At 71.6% G+C, this 21,334-nt stretch carries 19 protein-coding genes; 15 read left to right on the forward strand and 4 right to left on the reverse strand.

Translation table 11 applies throughout. From position 1 onward, the window contains the following. Positions 1-13 precede the first annotated feature (13 nt). Positions 14-1,174 carry a serine hydrolase domain-containing protein gene (locus HNR20_RS18430; protein WP_184181494.1) on the reverse strand — a complete coding sequence of 387 codons (1,161 nt, stop codon included), beginning with the start codon at positions 1,172-1,174 and terminating at the stop codon, positions 14-16. A 189-nt stretch (positions 1,175-1,363) separates the two neighbouring features. On the opposite strand from HNR20_RS18430, the gene HNR20_RS18435 reads away from it, so the two are divergent. After that, positions 1,364-2,626: a sensor histidine kinase gene (locus HNR20_RS18435; RefSeq protein WP_184181497.1), complete on the forward strand. Its 1,263-nt coding sequence runs from the start codon at positions 1,364-1,366 to the stop codon at positions 2,624-2,626. 5 nt (positions 2,627-2,631) lie between these two features. After that, the gene (locus HNR20_RS18440; RefSeq protein ID WP_184188655.1) at positions 2,632-3,282 is read left to right on the forward strand and encodes a response regulator transcription factor; all 651 of its coding nucleotides are present in this window, start codon (positions 2,632-2,634) and stop codon (positions 3,280-3,282) included. A gap of 78 nt (positions 3,283-3,360) precedes the next feature. Here the strand turns inward: HNR20_RS18440 and HNR20_RS18445 are convergent, their stop codons facing one another. Further along, entirely contained in the window at positions 3,361-4,275 is a 915-nt protein-coding gene (locus HNR20_RS18445) for a cyclase family protein (RefSeq protein WP_184181499.1), read from the reverse strand. Between the two features lie 556 nt (positions 4,276-4,831). On the opposite strand from HNR20_RS18445, the gene mfd reads away from it, so the two are divergent. The 4 genes from mfd (at position 4,832) to HNR20_RS18465 (ending at position 12,092) form a co-directional block, all read left to right on the forward strand. Beyond that, entirely contained in the window at positions 4,832-8,467 is a 3,636-nt protein-coding gene (gene mfd / locus HNR20_RS18450) for a transcription-repair coupling factor (protein ID WP_184181501.1), read from the forward strand. 63 nt (positions 8,468-8,530) lie between these two features. Then, on the forward strand, positions 8,531-9,385 hold the full coding sequence (locus HNR20_RS18455) for a hypothetical protein (RefSeq protein WP_184181503.1): 855 nt from the start codon (positions 8,531-8,533) through the stop codon (positions 9,383-9,385). 2 nt (positions 9,386-9,387) lie between these two features. Continuing rightward, positions 9,388-10,383: a nucleoside triphosphate pyrophosphohydrolase gene (locus HNR20_RS18460; RefSeq protein WP_184181505.1), complete on the forward strand. Its 996-nt coding sequence runs from the start codon at positions 9,388-9,390 to the stop codon at positions 10,381-10,383. A gap of 89 nt (positions 10,384-10,472) precedes the next feature. After that, entirely contained in the window at positions 10,473-12,092 is a 1,620-nt protein-coding gene (locus HNR20_RS18465) for a DUF885 domain-containing protein (protein WP_184181507.1), read from the forward strand. Between the two features lie 206 nt (positions 12,093-12,298). Here HNR20_RS18465 and HNR20_RS18470 read toward each other — a convergent pair whose 3' ends face one another. Then, the gene (locus tag HNR20_RS18470) at positions 12,299-12,991 is read right to left on the reverse strand and encodes a hypothetical protein (protein WP_184181509.1); all 693 of its coding nucleotides are present in this window, start codon (positions 12,989-12,991) and stop codon (positions 12,299-12,301) included. 213 nt (positions 12,992-13,204) lie between these two features. Between HNR20_RS18470 and eno the strand changes: the two genes are divergently transcribed. Genes eno through HNR20_RS18490 form a run of 4 tightly spaced genes read left to right on the forward strand, consistent with a single transcriptional unit; the run spans position 13,205 to position 16,278 of the window. Further along, positions 13,205-14,488, forward strand: a complete 1,284-nt coding sequence (eno, locus tag HNR20_RS18475; protein ID WP_184181511.1) for a phosphopyruvate hydratase — start codon at positions 13,205-13,207, stop codon at positions 14,486-14,488. Between the two features lie 23 nt (positions 14,489-14,511). After that, a complete protein-coding gene (locus HNR20_RS18480) occupies positions 14,512-15,153 on the forward strand; it encodes an FtsB family cell division protein (protein WP_184188658.1) in 642 nt (213 codons plus the stop codon). A 34-nt stretch (positions 15,154-15,187) separates the two neighbouring features. After that, entirely contained in the window at positions 15,188-15,745 is a 558-nt protein-coding gene (locus tag HNR20_RS18485) for a DUF501 domain-containing protein (protein WP_184181513.1), read from the forward strand. Then, the gene (locus tag HNR20_RS18490; RefSeq protein WP_184181515.1) at positions 15,742-16,278 is read left to right on the forward strand and encodes an amino-acid N-acetyltransferase; all 537 of its coding nucleotides are present in this window, start codon (positions 15,742-15,744) and stop codon (positions 16,276-16,278) included. Before HNR20_RS18485 ends, HNR20_RS18490 begins: the two co-directional genes overlap by 4 nt. Here the strand turns inward: HNR20_RS18490 and HNR20_RS18495 are convergent, their stop codons facing one another. Beyond that, positions 16,279-17,160 carry a CE1 family esterase gene (locus tag HNR20_RS18495; RefSeq protein WP_229686986.1) on the reverse strand — a complete coding sequence of 294 codons (882 nt, stop codon included), beginning with the start codon at positions 17,158-17,160 and terminating at the stop codon, positions 16,279-16,281. It abuts the gene before it with no gap. Between the two features lie 109 nt (positions 17,161-17,269). Between HNR20_RS18495 and HNR20_RS32735 the strand changes: the two genes are divergently transcribed. The 5 genes from HNR20_RS32735 (at position 17,270) to HNR20_RS18520 (ending at position 21,274) form a co-directional block, all read left to right on the forward strand. After that, positions 17,270-18,310, forward strand: a complete 1,041-nt coding sequence (locus HNR20_RS32735) for an ArsR/SmtB family transcription factor (RefSeq protein WP_184181517.1) — start codon at positions 17,270-17,272, stop codon at positions 18,308-18,310. Positions 18,311-18,332: 22 nt separating this feature from the next. Further along, a complete protein-coding gene (locus HNR20_RS18505) occupies positions 18,333-19,262 on the forward strand; it encodes a Ppx/GppA phosphatase family protein (RefSeq protein WP_184188664.1) in 930 nt (309 codons plus the stop codon). Positions 19,263-19,336: 74 nt separating this feature from the next. Continuing rightward, a complete protein-coding gene (locus HNR20_RS18510; RefSeq protein WP_184181519.1) occupies positions 19,337-19,873 on the forward strand; it encodes a hypothetical protein in 537 nt (178 codons plus the stop codon). Between the two features lie 67 nt (positions 19,874-19,940). Further along, positions 19,941-20,273: a PadR family transcriptional regulator gene (locus tag HNR20_RS18515; RefSeq protein ID WP_074316865.1), complete on the forward strand. Its 333-nt coding sequence runs from the start codon at positions 19,941-19,943 to the stop codon at positions 20,271-20,273. Further along, positions 20,270-21,274 carry an HAAS signaling domain-containing protein gene (locus HNR20_RS18520; RefSeq protein ID WP_184181521.1) on the forward strand — a complete coding sequence of 335 codons (1,005 nt, stop codon included), beginning with the start codon at positions 20,270-20,272 and terminating at the stop codon, positions 21,272-21,274. Before HNR20_RS18515 ends, HNR20_RS18520 begins: the two co-directional genes overlap by 4 nt. The last annotated feature ends 60 nt before the right edge of the window (positions 21,275-21,334 follow it).

A 21,334-nucleotide genomic window follows, 5' to 3' on the forward strand; every position in this document is an offset into this window, starting at 1 on the left:
CCGCCGGCCCGGGTCAGCCGGTCGTGCAGAGGACCGACTGCACTGCGGCCAGCGAACCCGCGCTCGCCGGCACCGGCAACTCGCCTCGGACGTCCCGGTCGATGTCGTAGACGTTGCCGGCGAGGACAAGCTGCCGGGAGTTGTCCAGGCTGGTCACCGCGATGCTGGTGAAGCCGTGCCCGCCGCCGTCGGTCGTCCACACCTCCGTCGGGCCACCGACACAGGGGACGGTCATCCGTTGCACGCCCAGGCCGTACCCGTCCGGCCCGTCGTCCGTCGCCACCAGGGTCTCCAACTCACGCTGCTGTGCCGGCGCGAGCAGCCGTCCACCGAACAGCGCCCGGTGGAACCGCGCCAGGTCCGCCGCCGTCGAGATCATCGCCCCGGCGGTCCAGTCGTACGACGGGCTGAACCGGGTCACATCGCGGCCGGTCAGGTCGTAGCCGTGCAGGTGCCGGCCGTGAATCTTCGGATCGGTGACCGGAAACGAGGTCTGACTCAGGCCGAGTGGGCCGATGATCCGCCGCCGTACCTCGCTCGCCGCGTCCCGGCCGATGACCGCCTCGATGATCAGGCCCGCCAGTAGGTAGTTCGTGTTCGAGTAGCCCCACGAGGTGCCGGGGGCGAAGTCCGGCCGGTGCGCCACCGCCATGGCGACCACCGTGCGGGGCGTGATGACCCGGTCCCAGTCGTGGTCGTCGAGGTACGGGGCCCAGAAGCTCCGCTCGCCGGTGGGGTCCCAGATTCCGCTGGTGTGGTTGAGCAACTGCCGGACGGTGATCGCCGAGCCGTCGTTGCCGTTACCTCGGACAACCCCGGGCAGCCACCGCTCGACCGAGTCGTCGAGGGTGAGCCTGCCCTCACCCACCAGTTGCAGCAGCACGGTCGACACGAACGCCTTGGTGTTGCTGGCGATCCGGAACCGGTCGTCCGGCCGGGCCTGCGCCCCGGTCGCCCGGTCGGCCACTCCCGCCGCCACCTGCCATCGTCGGCCGTCCACCCGGCCGTAAGCCACCGCACCGGGGAAGCCGTCCTCGACCATCTGGTCGAGCGCGGCAGCCAGCGCCGGACGTTCTGCCCCGGGACGGTCGGCACCGGCCGGCGGGGGCGGGACGGCGAGTGTGGCGACCAACGAGCCGACCGACACCACTACAGTCCACAACGGACGTACCATGACCTGCTCCAATCGACGAAACGGATGTCCCCGTCGACCCTGCCGAAGCGCGGACCGCAGATGAATGCGGCTCTCCCGCCGATCGGGTGGGGTTAACCCGAAAGATCACGGCGGGTTGCCCGGCTACGCGGGCGGCCCGCACCCGGGCATGCTGAGCCGACATGTCGATCGGCTGGTCGGGAGGATCAGATGACGCGTCTCCGGCAGCTCCGCAACCGGGTCGGGTACGTGCTGGCCAGCCTGCCGCTGGCGGTAGCCGGCTTCGCGTACGCCGGTCTCACGGTCGTGGTCGGCGGCCTGTCCTCGCTGACGCTGCTCGGCCTGCCGCTGATGTCCTCCGGTGTCCTCGGCGCTCGCGGTTGGGGCCGGCTGCACCGCGCGCTCGCCCGGGCGACGCTCGGGCTGCGGGTCGACGACCCACGCCCGGTCCGACGACGGCCCGGGCCGGTGGGGTACGTCCGGACCGGCCTTGGCGATGCCACGGGTTGGCGAGCGTTGGCCTATCTGATCATCAAGCTGCCGGTGACCCTGCTCGCGGCGGCGGTGACCGCGGCCTTCCTCTGCTACCCGGTGTTTCTGCTCAGCCATCCGCTCTGGTGGAAGTTCGTCCAGCCGGTCAACACCGACAGTCTGGGTCGGCCGCACCGCGCCGCCCTGCAACTCGGCGACTTCTTCTTCGACACCTGGCCCCGGTCGTTCCTGCTGGCCGGGATCGGCGCCGCGATGCTGCTGGTCGGACCCTGGCTGCTGCGCCTGGTCCTGCTCCTGGACGAGCTGCTGATCCGGGGCCTGCTCGGCCCGACCAGCCTCGACACCCTCCAACAGACCCGCGCCCTGGCCGTCGACGACGCCGCCGCGCTGCTGCGCCGGATTGAACGCGACCTGCACGACGGCACCCAGGCGCAACTGGTCGCCCTGGCGATGAAGCTGGGGATGGTCAAGGAGAAACTCGCCGACGGATCCGCGCCGGAAGCCAGAGCGCTGGTGGAGACGGCGCACCGGGACGCGAAGACCGCGATCACCGACCTTCGGGACCTGGCCCGGGGCATCCACCCGCCGATGCTCGACAACGGGTTGGAGGCGGCGCTGGCCACCCTGGTGGCCCGGGGCGCCGTACCCGTGGTGTTGCGGGTCGAGTTGAGCGAACGACCGTCACCGGCCGTGGAGACGATCGCCTACTACTGCGTCGCCGAGTTGCTCACCAACGTCGCCAAACACGGCAGGGCCCGGCGGGCGACCGTCGAGGTGCGCCAACACGACGGACTGCTGCGGGTGCAGGTCAGGGACGACGGGGGCGGAGGAGCCATGATCGGCTCGGCAGGCTCTGCGCTGCCCGGCGGTGGGCTTGCCGGTCTGCGTGACCGGGCCCGTACCGTGGACGGCACGATGCGGATCGACAGCCCACCCGGCGGGCCGACGCTGGTCACCGTGGAACTCCCGGTACGACCATGATCAGGTTGCGGGTGGTCATCGCCGAAGACTCCGGAATCCTGCGCGACGGGCTCAGCTATCTGCTCACCGACCGGGGACACCGGGTGCTTGCCGCGGTGGCCGATCCGGAGGCGTTGCGGGCCGCCGTCGACGAACACCGGCCGGACGTCGCGGTGATCGACATCCGGATGCCACCCACGTACACCGACGAAGGGCTGCGGGCCGCGCTCGCCGTACGCGTCGCCCATCCCGGTACGCCGGTGCTGCTCTTCTCCCAGTACGTGGAGACCCGCTACGCCGCGCAGTTGCTCGCCGGCGGCGCAGGGGGAGTGGGATACCTGCTCAAGGACCGGGTGGCCGAGGTCGGCGAGTTCGTCGACGCGCTCACCCGGGTCGCCGGTGGCGCGACCGTGCTCGACCCGGAGGTGGTGACGCAACTGTTCGGCGCGTCCCGCGGTGTCGAAGAGTTGGCCGGCCTCTCCGAGCGGGAACGGACCGTACTGGCCCTGATGGCCGAGGGGCGGTCGAACGTGGCGATCGCCTCGGCGCTGTTCCTCAGCGTCGGGGCGGTGGAGAAACACATCACCAGCATCTTCGGCAAGCTCGACCTGCCCCCGTCGGAATCCGACCACCGGCGGGTCATCGCGGTCCTGCGCCACCTCCAGTCCGGCGTCTGACGCGTCGGCGTCCGGGCTTCATGGGGTCTGGGCTTGATGGGGTCAGGGGTTGGTTGGTGGGGTTTGGGATTGACGGCGTCAGGGGTTGATGACGGCGAAGGCGCGGACCGGGAAGGTGCCCATGCCGGCCACCATCGGTGGGGCCGCGGTGAACCGGAACCCGTTCGGCGGCAGCGCGTCCAGGCCGGTCAGGTGCTCCACGATCGGGATACCGGCGGCGAGCAGGGTGCTGTGCGCGGGGCGTACGCCCCCGGCCGCTGCGCTCATGTCGTCGATGTTGATCGAGTCGATGCCGACCAGGGCCGCACCGGCGTCGGCCAACGCCTGGGCGGCGTCCCCGGCCAGGTGGGGCGCCTCTGGCGCGCCATACCGCTCGGTGCCGAAGTGCGTATCCCACCCGGTGTGCAGCAGCACCGCCCGCCCGGCCACCTCGTACGGGGCCAGCATCAGCCGGTCCACCGCCCGGGTGCCGGCCGGCACCCGGACCACCACGCCGGGAAGGTCAGCGAGCCGGTCCAGCGGCACCCCGGCCAGGTCGTCGCCGCCGGACCATCGGTGGGCGGGGGTGTCCAGGTACGTGCCGGTGTTAGCGATCATGTCGATCCGTGCCACGTGGAACTCGGTGCCCGGGGCGTAGTTCGCCCGGGACGCCGCGAAGGTCAGCCAGTCACTGATCTGCGGGGCCGGCCAGCCAGGCAGAGTGATCATCCCGTCGCTGATCACGTGGCTCAACTCGACCAGCCGACGTTCGGAGCCGGGCTCGTCGACGGCGACACCCCGGCCGCCCTTGTGCGGCTCTTCGATGATCGTCTTCGCGCTGATCCGGACCTCGGCGACCATCAGCAACCCGAGGTGCCGGACGAACAACGCCGCCAGGTCGTCGTCGGTGATCTCCCGCCCCGGGATGTCCAGCCGGAACCCCTCGGTGTTCAGCCCGCCGCCGTTGGCAAAGCTCACCTGCGCGTCGAACTGCGCCCGCCACTGCTCTCCCATCCCGAAACCCGACCACAGACGCCACCTACCGGTCAAGATCCACGGTCCGGTCCGGCCGCTGGCCCGGTCCGGCCGCTGGCCCGGTCCGGCCGCTGGCCCGGTCCGGCCGCTGGCCCGGTCGGCGGTCGCCCGAACGCCCTCGCCGGTGCGGTTCGCACCTCCCGATCGGGGAAGATCGCGCTCGATCCAGGAAAGAGTGCTCTCCTCCGGCTTCGAGGCCACTACATCCTGGATCGAGCGTGATCTTGACGGACGGAGCACGTCGGTGGAAGCGCGAGCGACCCTCCCGGGGCGTTGAGTGCGCGCTCGCCGGCAAGATCCGCACAACATCGGGGAAGGTGCTGCCTCCCGCGTTCCGGAAGCAGCAACTTCCGGGAAGTTGCGCGGATCTTGGGGCGGGCGTGAGGGGCGCGTGGGGCGTGGGAGGGGTGGCGCGACGCGTACCTGGGCGGAAGGCGGTGTCTGTCGGTGGACGGGGATAGGCTGGTCATGCACCCCCCGTCCGGCTGGACGAGGGGCCGCCGTCGTGTGCGTCGACTCCCCTGGAAGTGATCACATGCTCACCGGTCTGTTCTCCGCCGCCCTGGCCGATCCCGGGCTGACCCGGGCGCGTGACCTGGCGCGCTCCGGTGCCGCCCAGGTCGACGGCCTCGACATCACCGCCCCCGCCGCGCTGCGCCCGTTCGCCGTCGCGGCGGTCGCGGCGGACAACGCCGCCGGCGGTGCTGGGCGGCCGGTGCTGGCGGTGACCGCCACCACCCGGGAGGCCGACGATCTCGCCGCCGCGTTGGGCGGGCTGTTGCCGGCCGAGCAGATCGTGGTCTTCCCCTCCTGGGAGACGCTGCCGCACGAGCGGCTCTCCCCCCGCTCGGACACGGTGGGCCGTCGGCTGGCCGTGCTGCGCCGGCTGGCGCACCCGGAGGCGACCGACGCGCACGGTGGCACCGGGCCACTGCGGGTGGTCGTGGCCCCGGTTCGTTCGCTGCTTCAACCGCAGCTCAAGGGGCTCGGCGATCTGGAGCCCGTGCAGCTCGCCGCAGGCGAGGAGGCAGACCTGGAGGAGGTCGCCCGCCGTCTGATCGACATGGCGTACGCCCGGGTCGACCTGGTCACCAAGCGCGGCGAGTTCGCGGTGCGGGGCGGCATCCTGGACGTCTTCCCGCCCACCGACGAGCACCCGTCCCGAATCGAGTTCTGGGGCGACGAGGTGGAGGAGATCCGTACCTTCGCCGTCGCCGACCAGCGGACCATCGAGCAGGTTCCGCTGCTGTGGGCGCCGCCCTGCCGGGAGTTGCTGCTCACCCCGTCGGTCCGCGAACGGGCCGCCGCACTCGCCGAGCAGCACCCCGAGCTGGCCGAGATCCTCGACAAGCTGGCCGAGGGCATCCCGGTGGAGGGGATGGAGTCGCTGGCTCCGGTGCTGGTCGGCCCCGACTCGCTGGAGTTGCTGCTGGACGCCATGCCGGCCGGCACCCACGTACTGCTGTGCGACCCGGAGCGGATCCGCACCAGGGCGCACGACCTGGTGCGTACCTCGGAGGAGTTTCTGCAGGCCAGCTGGGCCGCCGCCGCGGTCGGCGGCCAGGCCCCGGTGGACGTCGGCGCCGCCGCCTTCCGGACCCTCGGGGAGGTCCGCGCCACTGCGGGCAAACTCCGCCAGCCGTGGTGGACGCTGTCCCCGTTCGGTCTCGTCGAGGCGGAGACCGCCGAGACGCGGCAGCCCTGGGAGGACGCGCCGGAACAGGGCTCCGTCACCCCGGACGACGCCATCGCGGTGACGCTGTCCGCCCAGCCGGCCCCGCTCTACCACGGCGAGACCACGCGGGTGGTCGACGACCTCAAGCGCTGGGCCGGCGAGGGCTGGTCGATCGCGCTGGTCTTCGAGGGGCACGGCCCGGCCCAGCGGGCGGTCGAGGTGCTGCGCGACGCCGGCCTGGGCGCGCGGTTGACCGAGGAGGTGCCGACCGCGCCCGTCCCCGGCGAGTTGGTGGTCACCTGTGGGGCGCTGAGCAGCGGGTTCGTCGACGAGGCGTCCCGGTTCGTGCTGCTCACCGGCAACGATGTGACGGGTGGTCGGGGCACCTCGACCCGGGACATGCGCAAGCTGCCGAGCCGGCGACGCAACACCATCGACCCGCTGGAGCTCAAGGCCGGCGACTTCGTGGTGCACGAGCAGCACGGCATCGGCCGCTACGTCGAGCTGGTGCAGCGCACGGTCAACGGCGCCAGCCGCGAATACCTGGTCATCGAGTACGCGGCCAGCAAGCGGGGCCAACCCGGCGACCGCCTCTTCGTCCCCACCGACCAGCTCGACCAGCTCTCCCGCTACGTGGGCGGCGAGCAGCCCACCCTGCACAAGATGGGCGGCTCGGACTGGCAGAAGTCCAAGGCCCGCGCCCGTAAGGCGGTCCGGGAGATCGCCGCGCAGCTGATCCAGCTCTACGCCGCCCGCAAGGCGTCCAAGGGCCACTCGTTCGGCCCGGACACCCCCTGGCAGCGGGAGCTGGAGGACGCCTTCCCCTGGCAGGAGACGCCGGACCAACTCGCCGCGATCGACGAGGTCAAGCGGGACATGGAACAGACCGTCCCGATGGACCGGCTGATCTGCGGCGACGTCGGCTACGGCAAGACCGAGATCGCCGTCCGGGCGGCGTTCAAGGCGGTGCAGGACGGCAAGCAGGTGGCGGTGCTGGTGCCGACGACCCTGCTGGTGCAGCAGCACTACAACACGTTCGCCGAGCGGATGAGCCAGTTCCCGGTGCAGATCCGACAGCTGTCCCGGTTCCAGACCGCGAAGGAGACCGAACGGACGCTGGAGATGGTCGCCGACGGCACCGTCGACATCGTCATCGGCACCCACCGGCTGTTGCAGACTGCCACCCGCTTCAAGCAGTTGGGGCTGGTGGTCGTCGACGAGGAGCAGCGCTTCGGTGTCGAGCACAAGGAGCACCTGAAGACGCTCCGCGCGTCGGTCGACGTGCTGAGCATGTCGGCCACCCCGATCCCGCGCACCCTGGAGATGGCGATCACCGGCATCCGGGAGATGTCCACCATCGCCACCCCGCCGGAGGAGCGGCACCCGGTGCTCACCTTCGTGGGGGCGCAGGACGACCGGCAGGTGGCCGCCTCCATCCACCGCGAGTTGCTCCGCGACGGGCAGGTCTTCTACCTGCACAACCGGGTCGAGTCGATCGACCGGGCGGCGCGGCGACTGCGGGAGTTGGTGCCCGAGGCCCGGGTCGCGGTGGCGCACGGCCAGATGAGCGAGGACGCCCTGGAGAAGGTCATGGTCGGCTTCTGGGAGAAGGAGTTCGACGTCCTGGTCTGCACCACGATCGTCGAGTCGGGCATCGACATCCCGAACGCCAACACGCTGATCGTGGAACGGGCCGACCTGCTCGGCCTGGCCCAGCTGCACCAGATCCGCGGCCGGGTCGGCCGGGGTCGGGAGCGCGCCTACGCCTACTTCCTCTACCCGCCGGAGAAGCCGCTCACCGAGCACGCCCACGAGCGGTTGGCGACCATCGCCCAGCACACCGAGCTGGGCGCCGGCATGTACGTGGCGATGAAGGACCTGGAGATCCGTGGTGCCGGCAACCTGCTCGGCGGCGAGCAGTCCGGGCACATCGAGGGCGTCGGTTTCGACCTCTACGTGCGGATGGTCGGCGAGGCGGTCTCCGCGTTCAAGGGTGAGCGGTCGGAGGAGGAGACCGACGTCAAGATCGACCTGCCGATCGACGCGCACCTGCCGCACGACTACGTCAGCGTGGAGCGGCTGCGTCTGGAGATGTACCGCAAGCTCGCCGAGGCACGAGACGAGGAGCGGCTGCGCGAGGTGGTCGCCGAGATGACCGACCGGTACGGCGAGCCACCCGCACCGGTGCAGAACCTGGTGGAGGTGGCCCGGTTCCGCCTGCTGGCCCGCCGGTACGGCCTGACCGACGTGTCCATGCAGGGCAAGCACGTGCGGTTCGGTCCGCTGCCCCTGCCGGACTCGAAGCAGCTACGGCTCAAGCGCTACCACCCGGACGCCGTCTACAAGCTGGCCACCGACCAGGTCAGCGTTCCCCGGCCGACCACCCGTCGGGTCGGTGGCGAGCCGTTGCGTGACCAGGCGCTGCTCCAGTGGTGCGCGCAGTTGCTCTCCGATGTGCTGGGTGCCCCCGCCCCGCTCGCCGTCGCGGCGGGGTGAGGTGGGTCCTGGGTGAGGTGGGGGCCGTCACAGCATGGGAGAGGGCATGAGAGAGTGACGGGCATGCGTGCTCGCCGTGTGATCGCCGCCGCCAGCGTCGCGGCCCTGGGTGTCCTTTCCCTCGCTGCCTGCGGCAAGTCCGCGCCGGGCATCGCCGCGTACGTCGGTGACACCTCCTATTCGGTGGACCGCGTCGATGCGATTCACGCCGAGGCTCAGGCAAAGTACGAGACGACCGTCCGGGCGGCGTTCAAGCAGCAGAACGGGCCGTCCGCGTCCCCCTCGCCGGAGATGCTCCAGATCGGCGCGACCAAGCAGGACATGCTCAACCTGCTCGTCGGGATCGACCTGGCCAAGCGGATCATCGCGGAGAAGAAGATCCCGGTGCAGGACCAGCTCGCCGCCGACGAGTTGGGTGAGAGTTTCGGGGCTCCGGGCACCGAATACGCGAGGCTCGCCGCTGACTGGTACGACCTCTTCCTCTCCCTCCAGGCGGGCCTGCCGCCGGCCGAGTTGACTGACGACCTGCGCGCCACCGTCTACGACAAGATGGTGGAAGGCAAGGTGGCCCCTCCCGGCTGGACGGTCGAGCAGCAGCGCGAGGCGTTCGCCGATCCGGCCATCGCCCAGCAGGTGGCGGCGGTGGTGGCTCTCAGCGCGGCGTTCCAGGATGAGGTGAAGCGGGAGGACGTCTCCGTCAACCCTCGTTACTCCACCCTGGAAATTCCGGCCCTGCTCCAGGTGCCGAACAGCGGCTTCGGCAGGTACAACCTGCCCTACCTTGAGCAGGACAGCACGGTTTCGGACATCTCCACCCCGGAGCCGGTGCCGTCGACCGCCGGCCCGGACGCTGGCCCAGGCACTGGCCCGGACGCCGGCCCCGACGCTGGCCCTGGCACCGAGGGCACGGCCAGCTGAGGATGACGGCACGGATCGTCCTTCTGGTCACCTCACCGCGGCTGCCGGCCGGCCTGCTGACTTCGGCAGCCTGGGACGTCGTACGCCAGCACCCGGTTTTGACCGGCGCGGAGAGCGAGTTGACCATGGCCGTGCGCCAGGCGGGCGCCGAGGTGACCGTCGTGGACGGGCCGGCGACACAGCCGTTGCTGGATGCGGTGGCGACGCATGGCACAGCGGTGTGGCTGGCCGGCCCTGCGGGCGACGAGGCGCTGGCCCGGGAGTTGGGTCTGCGGTTGGCCCGGCAGCCAGGGTTGGCCGAGATGGAGCTGATGTACGGCTCGTGGGATCCGCCGGGCGCCCGGCTGCTCGACGCGGTGGCCGTGCTGGACCGCCTGGCCTCGCCGGGCGGCGACCCGTGGAAGCGGGCGCAGACGCACCGTAGCCTCGCCGGTTACCTGCTGGAGGAGAGCTACGAGGCGTACGACGCGATCAGCGCCGACGACACCGACGCGCTGCGCGAGGAGTTGGGCGACGTGTTGTTGCAGGTGGTCCTGCACGCGCGGCTCGCCGAGGAGTTGCCCGAGGACGAGCGCTGGACGATCGACGACGTGGCGGGTGGCCTGGTCGACAAGATGATCCGCCGCAACCCGCACGTCTTCGCCGGTGCGGAGGCGGGCACGCTGGAGGAGATCACCGAGAACTGGGAGCGGATCAAGCGCGCCGAGAAGGCGCGGGACTCGGTGCTGGACGGAGTGGCGCTGAGCCAGCCCGCACTGGCCCTGGCCGCGCAGATCCTGGGTCGCGCCGCCCGCGCCGGCCGAGCAGTCCCGCCACCACTGGCCGACACCCAGGTAGACCCGGAGGCACGGCTGGGCGCCAGCCTCCTGGCAACGGTCGCGGCAGCACGCGAGGCGGGAATCGACCCGGAAGCGGCCCTTCGCCGCGCCACCCTCGCCTACGCCGAGGCCATCCGCGCCGCCGAGTCCGACCGGCCACCGGGTCTCTCTGACCACTGAGCCGGCGGCGGGTGGCTCAGGGGCGTCGACTGGGCGTGCCGGGGGTTGGTGCGGCTGCTCGGGTCAGGGGTGCCGTCTAGGGTCGGGGCATGGAGTCCTTCGTGCCATTGGCTGAGCGGATCGTCGAGGCGGTGTTGGAGAGCCGGCCCGGGCTCGCCACCTCCGTGGGGGACCACCGTTACGACGATCGACTGCCGGACCTCTCGGCCGGCGCGGTCGCCGCCGACCAGGCGATGCTCAAGGAGGCCGCCGACGCGCTCTCCGAGATCGATCCAGATGCTCTGGATGTCGCGGAACAGGTCGACCACGCGCTGCTCAGCTCACTGGTGGACCGGGGGTTGTTCGAGTCGACCGAGATGCGGGCGCACGAATGGGATCCGCTGAGGCACAATCCCGGCCCGCTGCTGCACGCCCTCCTCGCCCGCCCGTTCGCTCCTGCGGACGTCCGGCTGACCAGCCTCGCCGGCCGGCTCGCCGCCGTACCGGACGCTCTCGCCACCGCCCGCGCGACGCTGCGGGACATGCCGCGGATCCACGCGGAGACGGCGGTCGGGCAGTTCACCGGCACGGCCGCGCTGATCCGCGACGAACTGCCGGCGCTGCTCGCCCAGGCGCCGAGCCAGCACGACCGGGTCGAGCCGGCGGCGACCGCGGCGATCGCCGCGCTGGAGGAGTTCGTCGCCTGGCTGCGGGTCGGCCTGGCCGCCGACACCGGCCCGGGCCGTGACCCGCGGCTGGGCCGGCGCCGCTGGGAGGCCCGTCTCTGGCACACCCTGGACACCGAGTTGGGCGCCGCCGAGATCCAGCGCCGCGCCTGGGCCAACCTGGACCGGGTCACCGCCGAGATCCGCGAGGCAGCCGTCGAGCTGGTCGGTGGTCGGGCCGACGACGCGGCGGTACGCCAGGCGCTGGACATGCTCGCCGCCGAGCACCCGAACGACGGGACCATCGTCGAGCTGGCCGGGGTGACCCTGGACGAGGCCACCGACTTCGTCCGCGCGCACGACCTGATCACCCTGGTCGACGACAAGTGTGTGATCCAGGAGATGCCGGAGTTCGCGCGTGGTGTGGCGGTGGCGTACTGCGACTCGCCCGGCCCGTTGGAGACGGCGGCCGTGCCGACCTTCTACTGCATCGCGCCCACCCCCTCGGACTGGCCGGCGCACAAGGTCGAGTCGTTCTACCGCGAATACAACGACCACATGATCCGTAACCTGACGGTGCACGAGGCGATGCCGGGGCACTTCCTCCAGCTCGCCCACGCCCGCCGCTACGTCGGTGACACCCGAGTCCGGGCACTCGCCGAGTCCGGCCCGTTCATCGAGGGCTGGGCGGTGTACGCGGAGGAGCTGATGGTCGGGCTCGGCTTCGGCGGCCTGCCGGTGCGGTTGCAGCAGCTCAAGATGCAGCTACGGATGACCATCAACGCCCTGCTCGACCAGTTGGTGCACGCCGAGGACCTGCCCGAGGCCGAGGCGATGGCGCTGATGACCGGGCGCGGCTTCCAGGAGGAGGGCGAGGCGGCCGGCAAGTGGCGCCGGGCGCAGCTCACCTCCACGCAGCTCTCCACCTACTTCGTCGGCTACAGCGAGGTCGCCGAGATCGCCGCCGCCCGCCCGGACGGGGTGTCGGTCCGTGACTGGCACGACGCGATGCTCGCCCACGACTGCCCGCCCCCGCGCCACCTGCGTACCCTGCTCGGCCTCTGACGACCGCGCTCCCGGGCTCCCCGGGCTCCGCGCAGCGTCGGGTCCGCGCAACGTCGCCGATGTTGCTGCTTCCGGCGCGGTGGAGGCAGCAACATCGGCGAACTTGCGCTGATCTTGAGCGCCGCCGTGCCACGCGGGGTCAGCGCCGCCGTGCCGCACGCGGGTCAGCGCCGTCGTGCCGCGCGCCGCTCAGCGCCGCCTGGCGGTTACGAGCCGGTGGGGCGGCGGTCCACGAGTCCGGCGCCGGCGGGCGGGTCGAACGCCCCCGTGTCGACCGTCGCGGAGTAGCGGCTCAGCGCCAGGTCCATCGGCTTGCCGTCGACCGCCCCTGTGAAGCTGCCGAGCACGCCCTCGGTGGTCACGCAGGCGGTGAAGTCGCCGGAGGATGCCTGCACCTCGACGCAGGCGGCGTGGTGCCCGGCGACGGTGGTGTCGCTCTGCCTGATGACCGCCTGCGGGTCGAGCGCGGCGGCGGTCAGCAGACCGACCACCACCGGAGGCGTGACGAGGCCCTGCGCGTTGGCCTCGCCGAAGAGCGTCACGGTGGGCTTGCTGCCCGGGGCGGGCGGGGCGACCAGCGTGCACTCCGGGCGGGTGCCGGTTGTCGTGCACCGGGTGATGGCCTCCGGGGTGACGGTGAGCCGCCCGCCCGGGTAGGTGTACGCGGACCGGGCCGGGTCCTGCGCCTGCACGATCGCGGCGCTCTGGCCCCCAGGGAGTTGGTAGTCGGCCGAGTAGGTCAGCTCCAGCGCCCGGTCGAGCCGGGCGGCGAGGTCGTTGACGAGTTCCGAGCGCCCCATGGCGACTCCGGCGTCCTCGAATGTCTGACAGCCAGTGACCGTGAGCGACGCGATGACCGACACGGCGAGCATGCGGAGGGTGGTCGAGGCGGCGGGCATGGCGAACAGCCTGGTGGATCTGGTCCGCGCAGCGCAAACCCGTTGCCGGTTGACGCCCGAAAATCCGGGAATGTCCGTCAGTGCGGGGCGACTCGGGTGCGCGGGCGACGCCGTGTCCGTTCTCGCGGCCCGATACGCTGCGTTCAACACCTGCCTCAGCCGCACCGTCGCGGCCCACCCACGGACCGGATCACAACAACGAGGAGCGACTTAGTGGCAACCATCGAGGGAATCGTCGCCCGGGAGATTCTCGACTCGCGGGGCAACCCGACGGTCGAGGTCGAGGTCGGCCTGGACGACGGCACGGTCGCCCGTGCCGCCGTGCCGTCCGGCGCCTCCACCGGCGCCTTCGAGGCGATCGAGCTGCGCGACGGTGACGCCGACCGCTACCAGGGCAAGGGCGTGGAGAAGGCGGTCTCCAACGTCGAAGACAAGATCGTCGACCAGATCATCGGGTACGAGGCCAGCGAGCAGCGGCTGATCGACCAGAAGATGCTCGACATCGACGGCACCGACAGCAAGTCGGAGCTGGGCGCGAACGCCATCCTCGGGGTCTCCCTGGCCGTGGCGAAGGCCGCCGCCGGCAGCGCCGAGCTGAGCCTCTTCCGTTACCTGGGCGGCCCGAACGCGCACCTCCTGCCGGTGCCGATGATGAACATCCTCAACGGTGGCGCGCACGCCGACTCGAACGTCGACATCCAGGAATTCATGGTCGCACCGATCGGCGCGCCCACCTTCCGTGAGGCGCTGCGCTCGGGCGCGGAGGTCTACCACGCGCTGAAGTCGGTGCTGAAGAAGAAGGGCCTGTCGACCGGGCTCGGCGACGAGGGTGGCTTCGCGCCGAACCTGCCGACCAACGCGGCGGCCCTGGACCTGATCGCCGAGGCGGTCGAGAAGGCCGGTTACCGGCTCGGCACCGACATCGTGTTCGCGCTCGACGTGGCCGCCACGGAGTTCTTCGACAACGGCACCTACACCTTCGAGGGTGCCGCGAAGTCCGCCGAGGAGATGAGCAACTACTACACCAAGCTGGCCGGTGACTACCCGATCGTGTCGATCGAGGACCCGCTGGCGGAGGACGACTGGAGCGGCTGGCAGACGCTGACCGCCTCGATCGGCGACCGGGTGCAGATCGTCGGTGACGACCTGTTCGTGACCAACCCGCAGCGCATCGCCCGCGGCATCGCCGAGAAGTCGGCCAACGCGGTCCTGGTCAAGGTCAACCAGATCGGTTCGCTGACTGAGACCCTGGACGCGGTGGATCTCGCCCACCGGGCCGGCTTCAAGTGCATGATGAGCCACCGCTCCGGCGAGACCGAGGACACCACCATCGCCGACCTGGCGGTGGCCACCGGTTGTGGCCAGATCAAGACCGGCGCGCCGGCCCGCTCGGACCGCGTCGCGAAGTACAACCAGCTGCTCCGGATCGAGGAGGAGCTGGCCGACGCGGCGCGCTACGCCGGCGCTGGCGCGTTCCCGCGCTACCGTTCGGCCTAAAGCCTCGGGGGAGGGGTGTGACGATGCAGCAGCGCCGCACACCGGGTGGTCAACGTCCCGCCCGCCGGCCGGGTCAGTCCGGCCGGCCGGGTGGTGGCCGGGTCACCCGGGGATCGGTCCGCGAGACCGGCGTGCGCGCCGAACCGCGTGGCGCCGCTGGTCGGGCACCGGGCGCGGCTCGGGGCGCTGAGGGCGTTCGCTCCGCGAATCGTCCTGGCGCCGCTCGGCGTACTGCCGCCGGTGGTGCCGTCAAGCGGCTCGCCGCACCCCACCCACGTCGCTTCACCGGTCGGGCCACCGTGCTGTTCGCGGTCCTGATCGCGCTCGCGCTGGCCTACACGTACCCGGTCCGGGTCTACCTCGACCAGCAGGCCGACATCGAGCGGATGGAAGCGGCCCAGGCGGTGCAGGAGGCGGAGATCGCCAAGCTCGCCACCGAGGCCGCCAACTGGAAAGACCCGGCGTACATCACGACGCAGGCTCGGGAGCGGTTCTTCATGGGCCGCCCGGGCGAAAAGATGATGGTGGTGCTGCACGACCCGGAGGGCGCCGCCCGGGACGCCGGGAAGTCGGCCGGCTCGGGCGCGCCGACCGGCCCGGTGACCTGGTACGACACGCTCTGGTCGAGCGTGCAGGCGGCGGACAGCCAGCAGCCGGGCAAGTGATCCACCGATCAGCACACCAGGAGAGATGGGCACCGTGACTGTCGTACCACCGTCGGAGCCGGCGGCGGATTCCGTACCCCTGCCGCAGCGTGAGCCGGCCACCGAGGCCGACCTGGCCGCGGTGGCCGCGCAGCTCGGCCGGACGCCCCGCGGCACCCGGGCGGTGGCCCACCGTTGCCCGTGCGGCCTTCCCGACGCGGTGGAGACGACTCCCCGCCTCTCCGACGGCACCCCGTTCCCGACGCTCTTCTACCTGACCTGCCCCCGGGCCACCGCGGCGTGCAGCCGGCTGGAGTCGGCGGGGCTGATGAAGGAGATGGCGGACCGGCTGACGACGGATCCCGAGCTGGCCGCCCACTACCGGGCCGCGCACGAGGACTACCTCGCCCGGCGGGAGGCGATCGGCGAGGTGCCGGAGATCGCCGGTATCTCGGCCGGCGGGATGCCGGGCCGGGTGAAGTGCCTGCACGTGCACCTGGGGCACGCGCTGGGCGCCGGCCCCGGGGTGAACCCGTTCGGTGACGAGACCCTGGAGCTGGTCGAGCCCTGGTGGACGGCCGGCCCGTGCGTGGACGTGCCGGCGAGCGAATGAGCGCGCAGGCCGGGTCGTCGGCTCCCGAGAGTCAGATCCTGGTGCGGCGGGCCCGCACCGGGGATGTGCGCGGCATCCGGCGGCTGGTCGACACCTACACCAATGACCGGCGGCTGCTCAGCAAGGCCACCGTCACGCTCTACGAGCAGGTGCAGGAGTTCCGGGTGGCGGTCCGCCCCTCCGACGGCGCCGTGGTGGGCTGCGGCGCGCTGCACGTGATGTGGGAGGACCTGGCCGAGATCCGTACGGTCGCGGTGGATCCGTCCTGTCGGGGCCGGCGGATCGGGCATCGGCTGGTGGGCGAGCTGATCGACGCCGCCCGCGAGTTGGGTGTGGCACGAATCTTCGTGCTCACCTTCGAGACGCAGTTCTTCGGCGCGTTCGGTTTTCAGGAGATCGACGGCGCACCGGTGCCGCAACCGGTGTACGAGCAGCTGCTGCGCTCGTACGACGAGGGTGTCGCGGAGTTCCTGGATCTGGAGCGGGTCAAGCCGAACACGCTGGGCAACATCCGGATGCTGCTGCGGCTGTAGTCAGGCCTTGCGGGGGTGCGCGGCGAAGAACTCCCACATCAGGTCGGTGGCGGACAGGCCCGCGGAGGATGCGGCGAGCTGGCCGGTTGTCGCCCCCGGCCAGCTGTGGCCCATGTCGGCGATCGTGTAGACGCTGACCTCGCTGCCGTCCTTGCAGCCCGCCACCGTGTGCGTCACGCCCGGCACCCCGGACGCCTTCGGGCTCGGCTGGCAGGTGAGCCGCTGCTGCCAGGTCTGGATGCCGGTCTGGAAGGTCGACGCGTACCGGTCCTGGCCGCCGATGAAGGTGATCACGGAGACCGGGCTCTTCGGCACGTAACTGTCGGCCGTGGTCAGTTTTCCGCTGTAACCGCCACTGACCACCCCGATCGCGGCGAACTTGCCCGTGCTCTCCACCGCCGCCCGGAAGCTCATGTCCCCGCCGTTCGAGATGCCGGTGAGGAAGACCCGGTTGGGGTCGGCACGCCAGGTCTGCACCAGGTGGTCGGTGAGGGCGGTGAGGAAGCCGACGTCGTCCGCGCTGCCGCAGCAGATCAGCGCGTTGAAGCCGCCGCCCACCCCGTCGGGGTAGGCGACCAGCACGTTGTCCTTGTCAGCTCTGGCTTCCAGGCCGGCCAGCTCCCGCATCGAGGTGGAGGATCCGGGGTAGAAGTGCAGCGCGATGATCAGCGCGGCGGGCCGGCTCGGGTCGTAACCGGGTGGGGCGTGCAGCAGGTAGGCGCGGTCGAGCCCGTTGTGGCTCAGGGTGAGGTCGTGGTCGCCGGCTGCCGGGCGTTCGCTGGACGCGGAGGGTGCCGCCGACGACGGGGTCGACGAGGGCCGCCCCCGCTCACCACAGCCTGCGGCGACGATCATGAGGCAGAGCCCCGTCAACACTGCCACCGATCGCCGCACGTCGGCCACCCCCCGTCGACCCCGCGTCCACACTGGAGGTGACCCGCCTACGGATCAACCCTTTCGGTCCTGGGCGAAGGCAGGCAGGCTGTCCCTCATGCTTCGCCTCCAGCTCGGGCCGGCGGACCTCTGCCGGGTGCGATTCGCCGATCGGCTGCACCCGGTCGGCACCGCACTGCTGGCCGGTCAGTGGCTGCGGGACCCGACGGTCGCGGCGATGGCACCGGCGTTGGCCGAGCGGGCGGCGGCGGTCGAGAGTACGGGCGCCGCGCAGGCCGCCACCGCGACGCTGCGGCACCTGCTGCCCGCCCGGGGGCGTCTGCCGGACTTCGTCACCCCCTTCTCCGGCCTGGAATCGGTCGAGGCCGGCCTGGAGGCGATTCGGGCCACCCCGGCCTGGCGAATCCGCGCCGAGGCCACCGCGGCGTACGCGCACGCGCACGTCACCCCGCTGCGGCGACGGTTCGCGGCTGCCGACCCGGAAGTGTTGGACCTGTTCGGCGGGGCTGTCCGCACCTGGTTCGACGCGGTCCTGGCACCGAACTGGCCCGATCTGGTGTCCGCGTACCGCCAGCAGGTGACCTGTGCCAGCCTGCGGCTGGCGCAGCACGGCCTGGACGGCCTCTTCGCGGGCTTGCACCCGGCGATCCGGTGGCGGGAGCCGGTGCTCGAGGTGCGGACGTGGTGGGGCGGAGATCTGCCCGGCACCGGCCACGGGCTCATCCTGCTGCCGTCCCCGTTGGCCGGGCCCCGCCCCCGGGTACTGGTCGAGCCAGGTCATCCGATCCTGCTCGTCTATCCGGCGGTGATGAGTACGCGGGGGGCCGCTGCCGGGGGCGATTCCCTCGGTCGACTGCTCGGCGTGACCAGGGCGCTGGTGCTGCGCCGGTTGGCGGCCGACGGTGGGTTGACGACCACCGTGCTGTCCCGGGCCGTCGGGATCAGTCTCTCCTCGGCCTCGGAGCACGCCACCGCGCTGCGCTCTGCCGGGCTGGTCGCCAGCGAGCGGGAGGGTGGCGCTGTCCGGCATCACCTGACTGCCCTCGGCGCGGAGCTGTTGGAGGGCTCGTCGGTCGACTCGTCCGGGGCGTGGTTGCCGTCCGACCAAGCCGCAGGGTGGCCGTCCGTCCTACCGTAAGGTTGCTGCCGTGACGACGCGTGTGGCGGCCATCGACTGCGGGACCAACTCGATCCGACTGCTGGTCGCCGACCTGCCCGAGGAGTCGGCCGGGTCGCAGGCGCCGCTGGTCGACCTGACCCGACGGATGGAGATCGTCCGGCTCGGGCAGGGGGTGGACCGCACCGGCCGGCTGGCACCGGAGGCGATCGAACGGACCCGGGTGGCGCTGGCGTCGTACGCCGCCGACATCGAGAAGTTGGGCGCTGAGCGGGTGCGGATGTGCGCCACCTCGGCCTCGCGGGACGCCGCCAACGCCGCCGACTTCACCGAGATGGTGCAGCGCACCCTCGGCGTCGCGCCCGAGGTGGTCACCGGCGACGAGGAGGCCCGGTTGTCGTTCACCGGCGCCGTGCGCGGGCTGCCGGCCGACGCGAAGGAACCGTTTCTGGTCGTCGACATCGGTGGCGGTTCCACCGAGTTCGTGGTCGGTGACCGGGCCGGTGGGGTGCGCGCGGCAGTCTCGGTGGACATCGGCTGTGTCCGGATGACCGAGCGGCACCTGCCCGGCGACCCGCCGACACCCGAGCAGGTCGCGGCGGCGCAGGCCGACATCGCGGCCGCGGTCGACCGCGCGCTCGCCGTGGTGCCCGGCCGCGAGGCGGCCACCCTGGTCGGCCTCGCCGGGTCGGTCACCACCGTGGTCGCCCTCGCCAAGGGCCTGCGGGAGTACGACCCGGAGCGCATCCACCACGCCCGGGTGTCGTACGAGGAGGTCACTGAGGTGACCGCGGACCTGCTGCGTCAGACCCGTGAGCAGCGGTTGGCGAACCCGGTGATGCACCCGGGCCGGGCCGACGTGATCGGCGCGGGCGCGCTGGTGCTCCGCGTGATCATGGAGCGGGCGGGGATGCCGTCGGTGGTCGCCTCGGAGCACGACATTCTGGACGGCATCGCCTGGAGCCTGCAGTAGATGCCGCACTGATCGTCGTCGAACCGTGACGGGCCCGAGGTCGTGCGCTGACGCTGAGCTGTGACCGTCGGTGAATGGGCCTTCACGCAAACTCGACGACGCGCCGGACGGTCGCTCTGCTGGCCGTGGCGGCGCTCATGGTCGGCGGACTGACCGGCTGCTCGCCGGAGAGGAAGGGCGTCACCGGACTGACCGTTGACGACGCCGGCCGTCCACTCGCGGCCGTGGCCTGGTGCGCGAGCCGGCCACCGGACGTCGTGGTGCTCTTCCGCACCCAGGAGCCGTCGTCGCCAACCCCGTCGGTCCCGGTGACGGTGGCGCCGGCCTACTCGAGGTGGGACTACACCGTGCCGCGTACCGCCACGTCGCCCGCAACCGTGCTCCTCGACGGCTTCCCACCCGAGCCGGTGGTCGATCCCGATGTCGCCTTCACGATGTACGCGGTCGCCGATGACAGCAGCTTCACCACGCTCCGGGTGTCCTTCCGCCTTGGCGAACTGGCCGACCTGGCGCCCGGAACGGTGCTGTTCACCGACATCGTCGACGGCGAGGAGGTGCAGCAGCGCGTCTCTCTCGAGGAGTTCGCGCGTCGGGGCGAGAGTGAATGCTGAGTGGATCAGCGCGTGTCGGGGCCGAAACTCTGGACGGTACTGTGGATTGCACAGTAGTGTGCATCGCGTGGACACCACACAGTTGCTGAAGGGCGTGCTCGATCTGGCCGTCCTCGCCGTGCTCCGAGAGGAGGACGGCTACGGTTACGACATCCTGCGCCGGCTGCGCGAGGCCGGCCTGGAGGAGGTCGGCGACGCCTCGGTCTACGGGACGCTGCGCCGCCTCTTCGCCGCCGGCCTGCTCACCACGTACGTCGTGCCGAGCGAATCCGGGCCGCACCGTAAGTACTACTCACTCAACGCCGCGGGGCGTGACCAGTTGACCCGCTCCGGCAAGCTCTGGCGCTCGTTCGCCACGACCATGGACAGTCTGCTCGACGATCGGGGGATGGCGGCATGACCGTCACGGAGCAGGAGATCACCGACTATGTGGCACGGGTCCGGGCCGCTCTGGCCGACCTGCCGCCCACGCAACGCGACGAGTTGATCGAAGATCTTGGCGACCACCTCACCGAGGTCGCTGCCGAGGCGGAGGGCACCCTCGTCGAGCGACTGGGCGAGCCCGAGACGTACGCCGCAGAGCTGCGCGCCGCAGCCGGCGCCGCCCCGGGTGGTGGGCGCAATCTCGACCAGCGGGTCGCGACCGCGGTGGTCCGGGTCCGCACCCGGCTGCGCGCGCTCGACATCCGGCTCGGCCCACCCCTGGGGTACGCCACAGCCAGCGACTTCCTCCGGTTGTTGCGCCCCGGCTGGTGGGTGGTGCGCGGCTATCTGGCGGCGATGCTGGTCACCGTGATCAGCACCGGCGGCAGTTTCGGGCTGCTGCCGAGGTTCGGTGGCGAGTTGCTCGCCGGCCTGGTCATGCTGGTCGGCTTCGTGCTCGCCTCCATCTGGATCGGCCGCGGTTCCGCCCGGCTGACCCGCTGGCCGCGTTCGGCGGTGCAGGTCGGCAGCGCGGTGCTGGTGGTGTTCGCGTTCGCCGCTCTGATGCAGGCCGAGGACCGGATGCGCTACGGCGACTACGGCTACGACCAGACCTCGGTCGACAGTCAGTACGACCGGGTCCGGGACGTCTTCGTCTACGACAGTGAGGGCCGCCTGGTGGAGAATGCCCGGCTCTTCGACCAGAACGGCGACCCGATCCGCCTCGGCTACCCGGACTGCTCGGAAGACGCCTACGGCAAGACGCCGTTGCGGGCGTACCCGTACTGCCCCGAGCAGGCGCCCTTCGCGCCCCGCGCTCCGGGCGCGCCCATCCCCTCCGAACCACCCACCGCCGCGCCGGGCGTGACCAGCACTCCGGACCCGAGCACCACGCCGATCCCGACCGGCCAGCCCACGGCAGACCCGACCGCGACCGGCACGCCGAGCGCTGCGCCGACCCCCAGCGCGACGAGCTGAGCCACGGTGTGAAATGGATCATGCGACTGAAGCTGGGAAATAGCTGAACGGCCGAGGTGA

Source organism: Micromonospora parathelypteridis (assembly GCF_014201145.1).
In the GTDB taxonomy this organism is placed as follows: domain Bacteria; phylum Actinomycetota; class Actinomycetes; order Mycobacteriales; family Micromonosporaceae; genus Micromonospora; species Micromonospora parathelypteridis.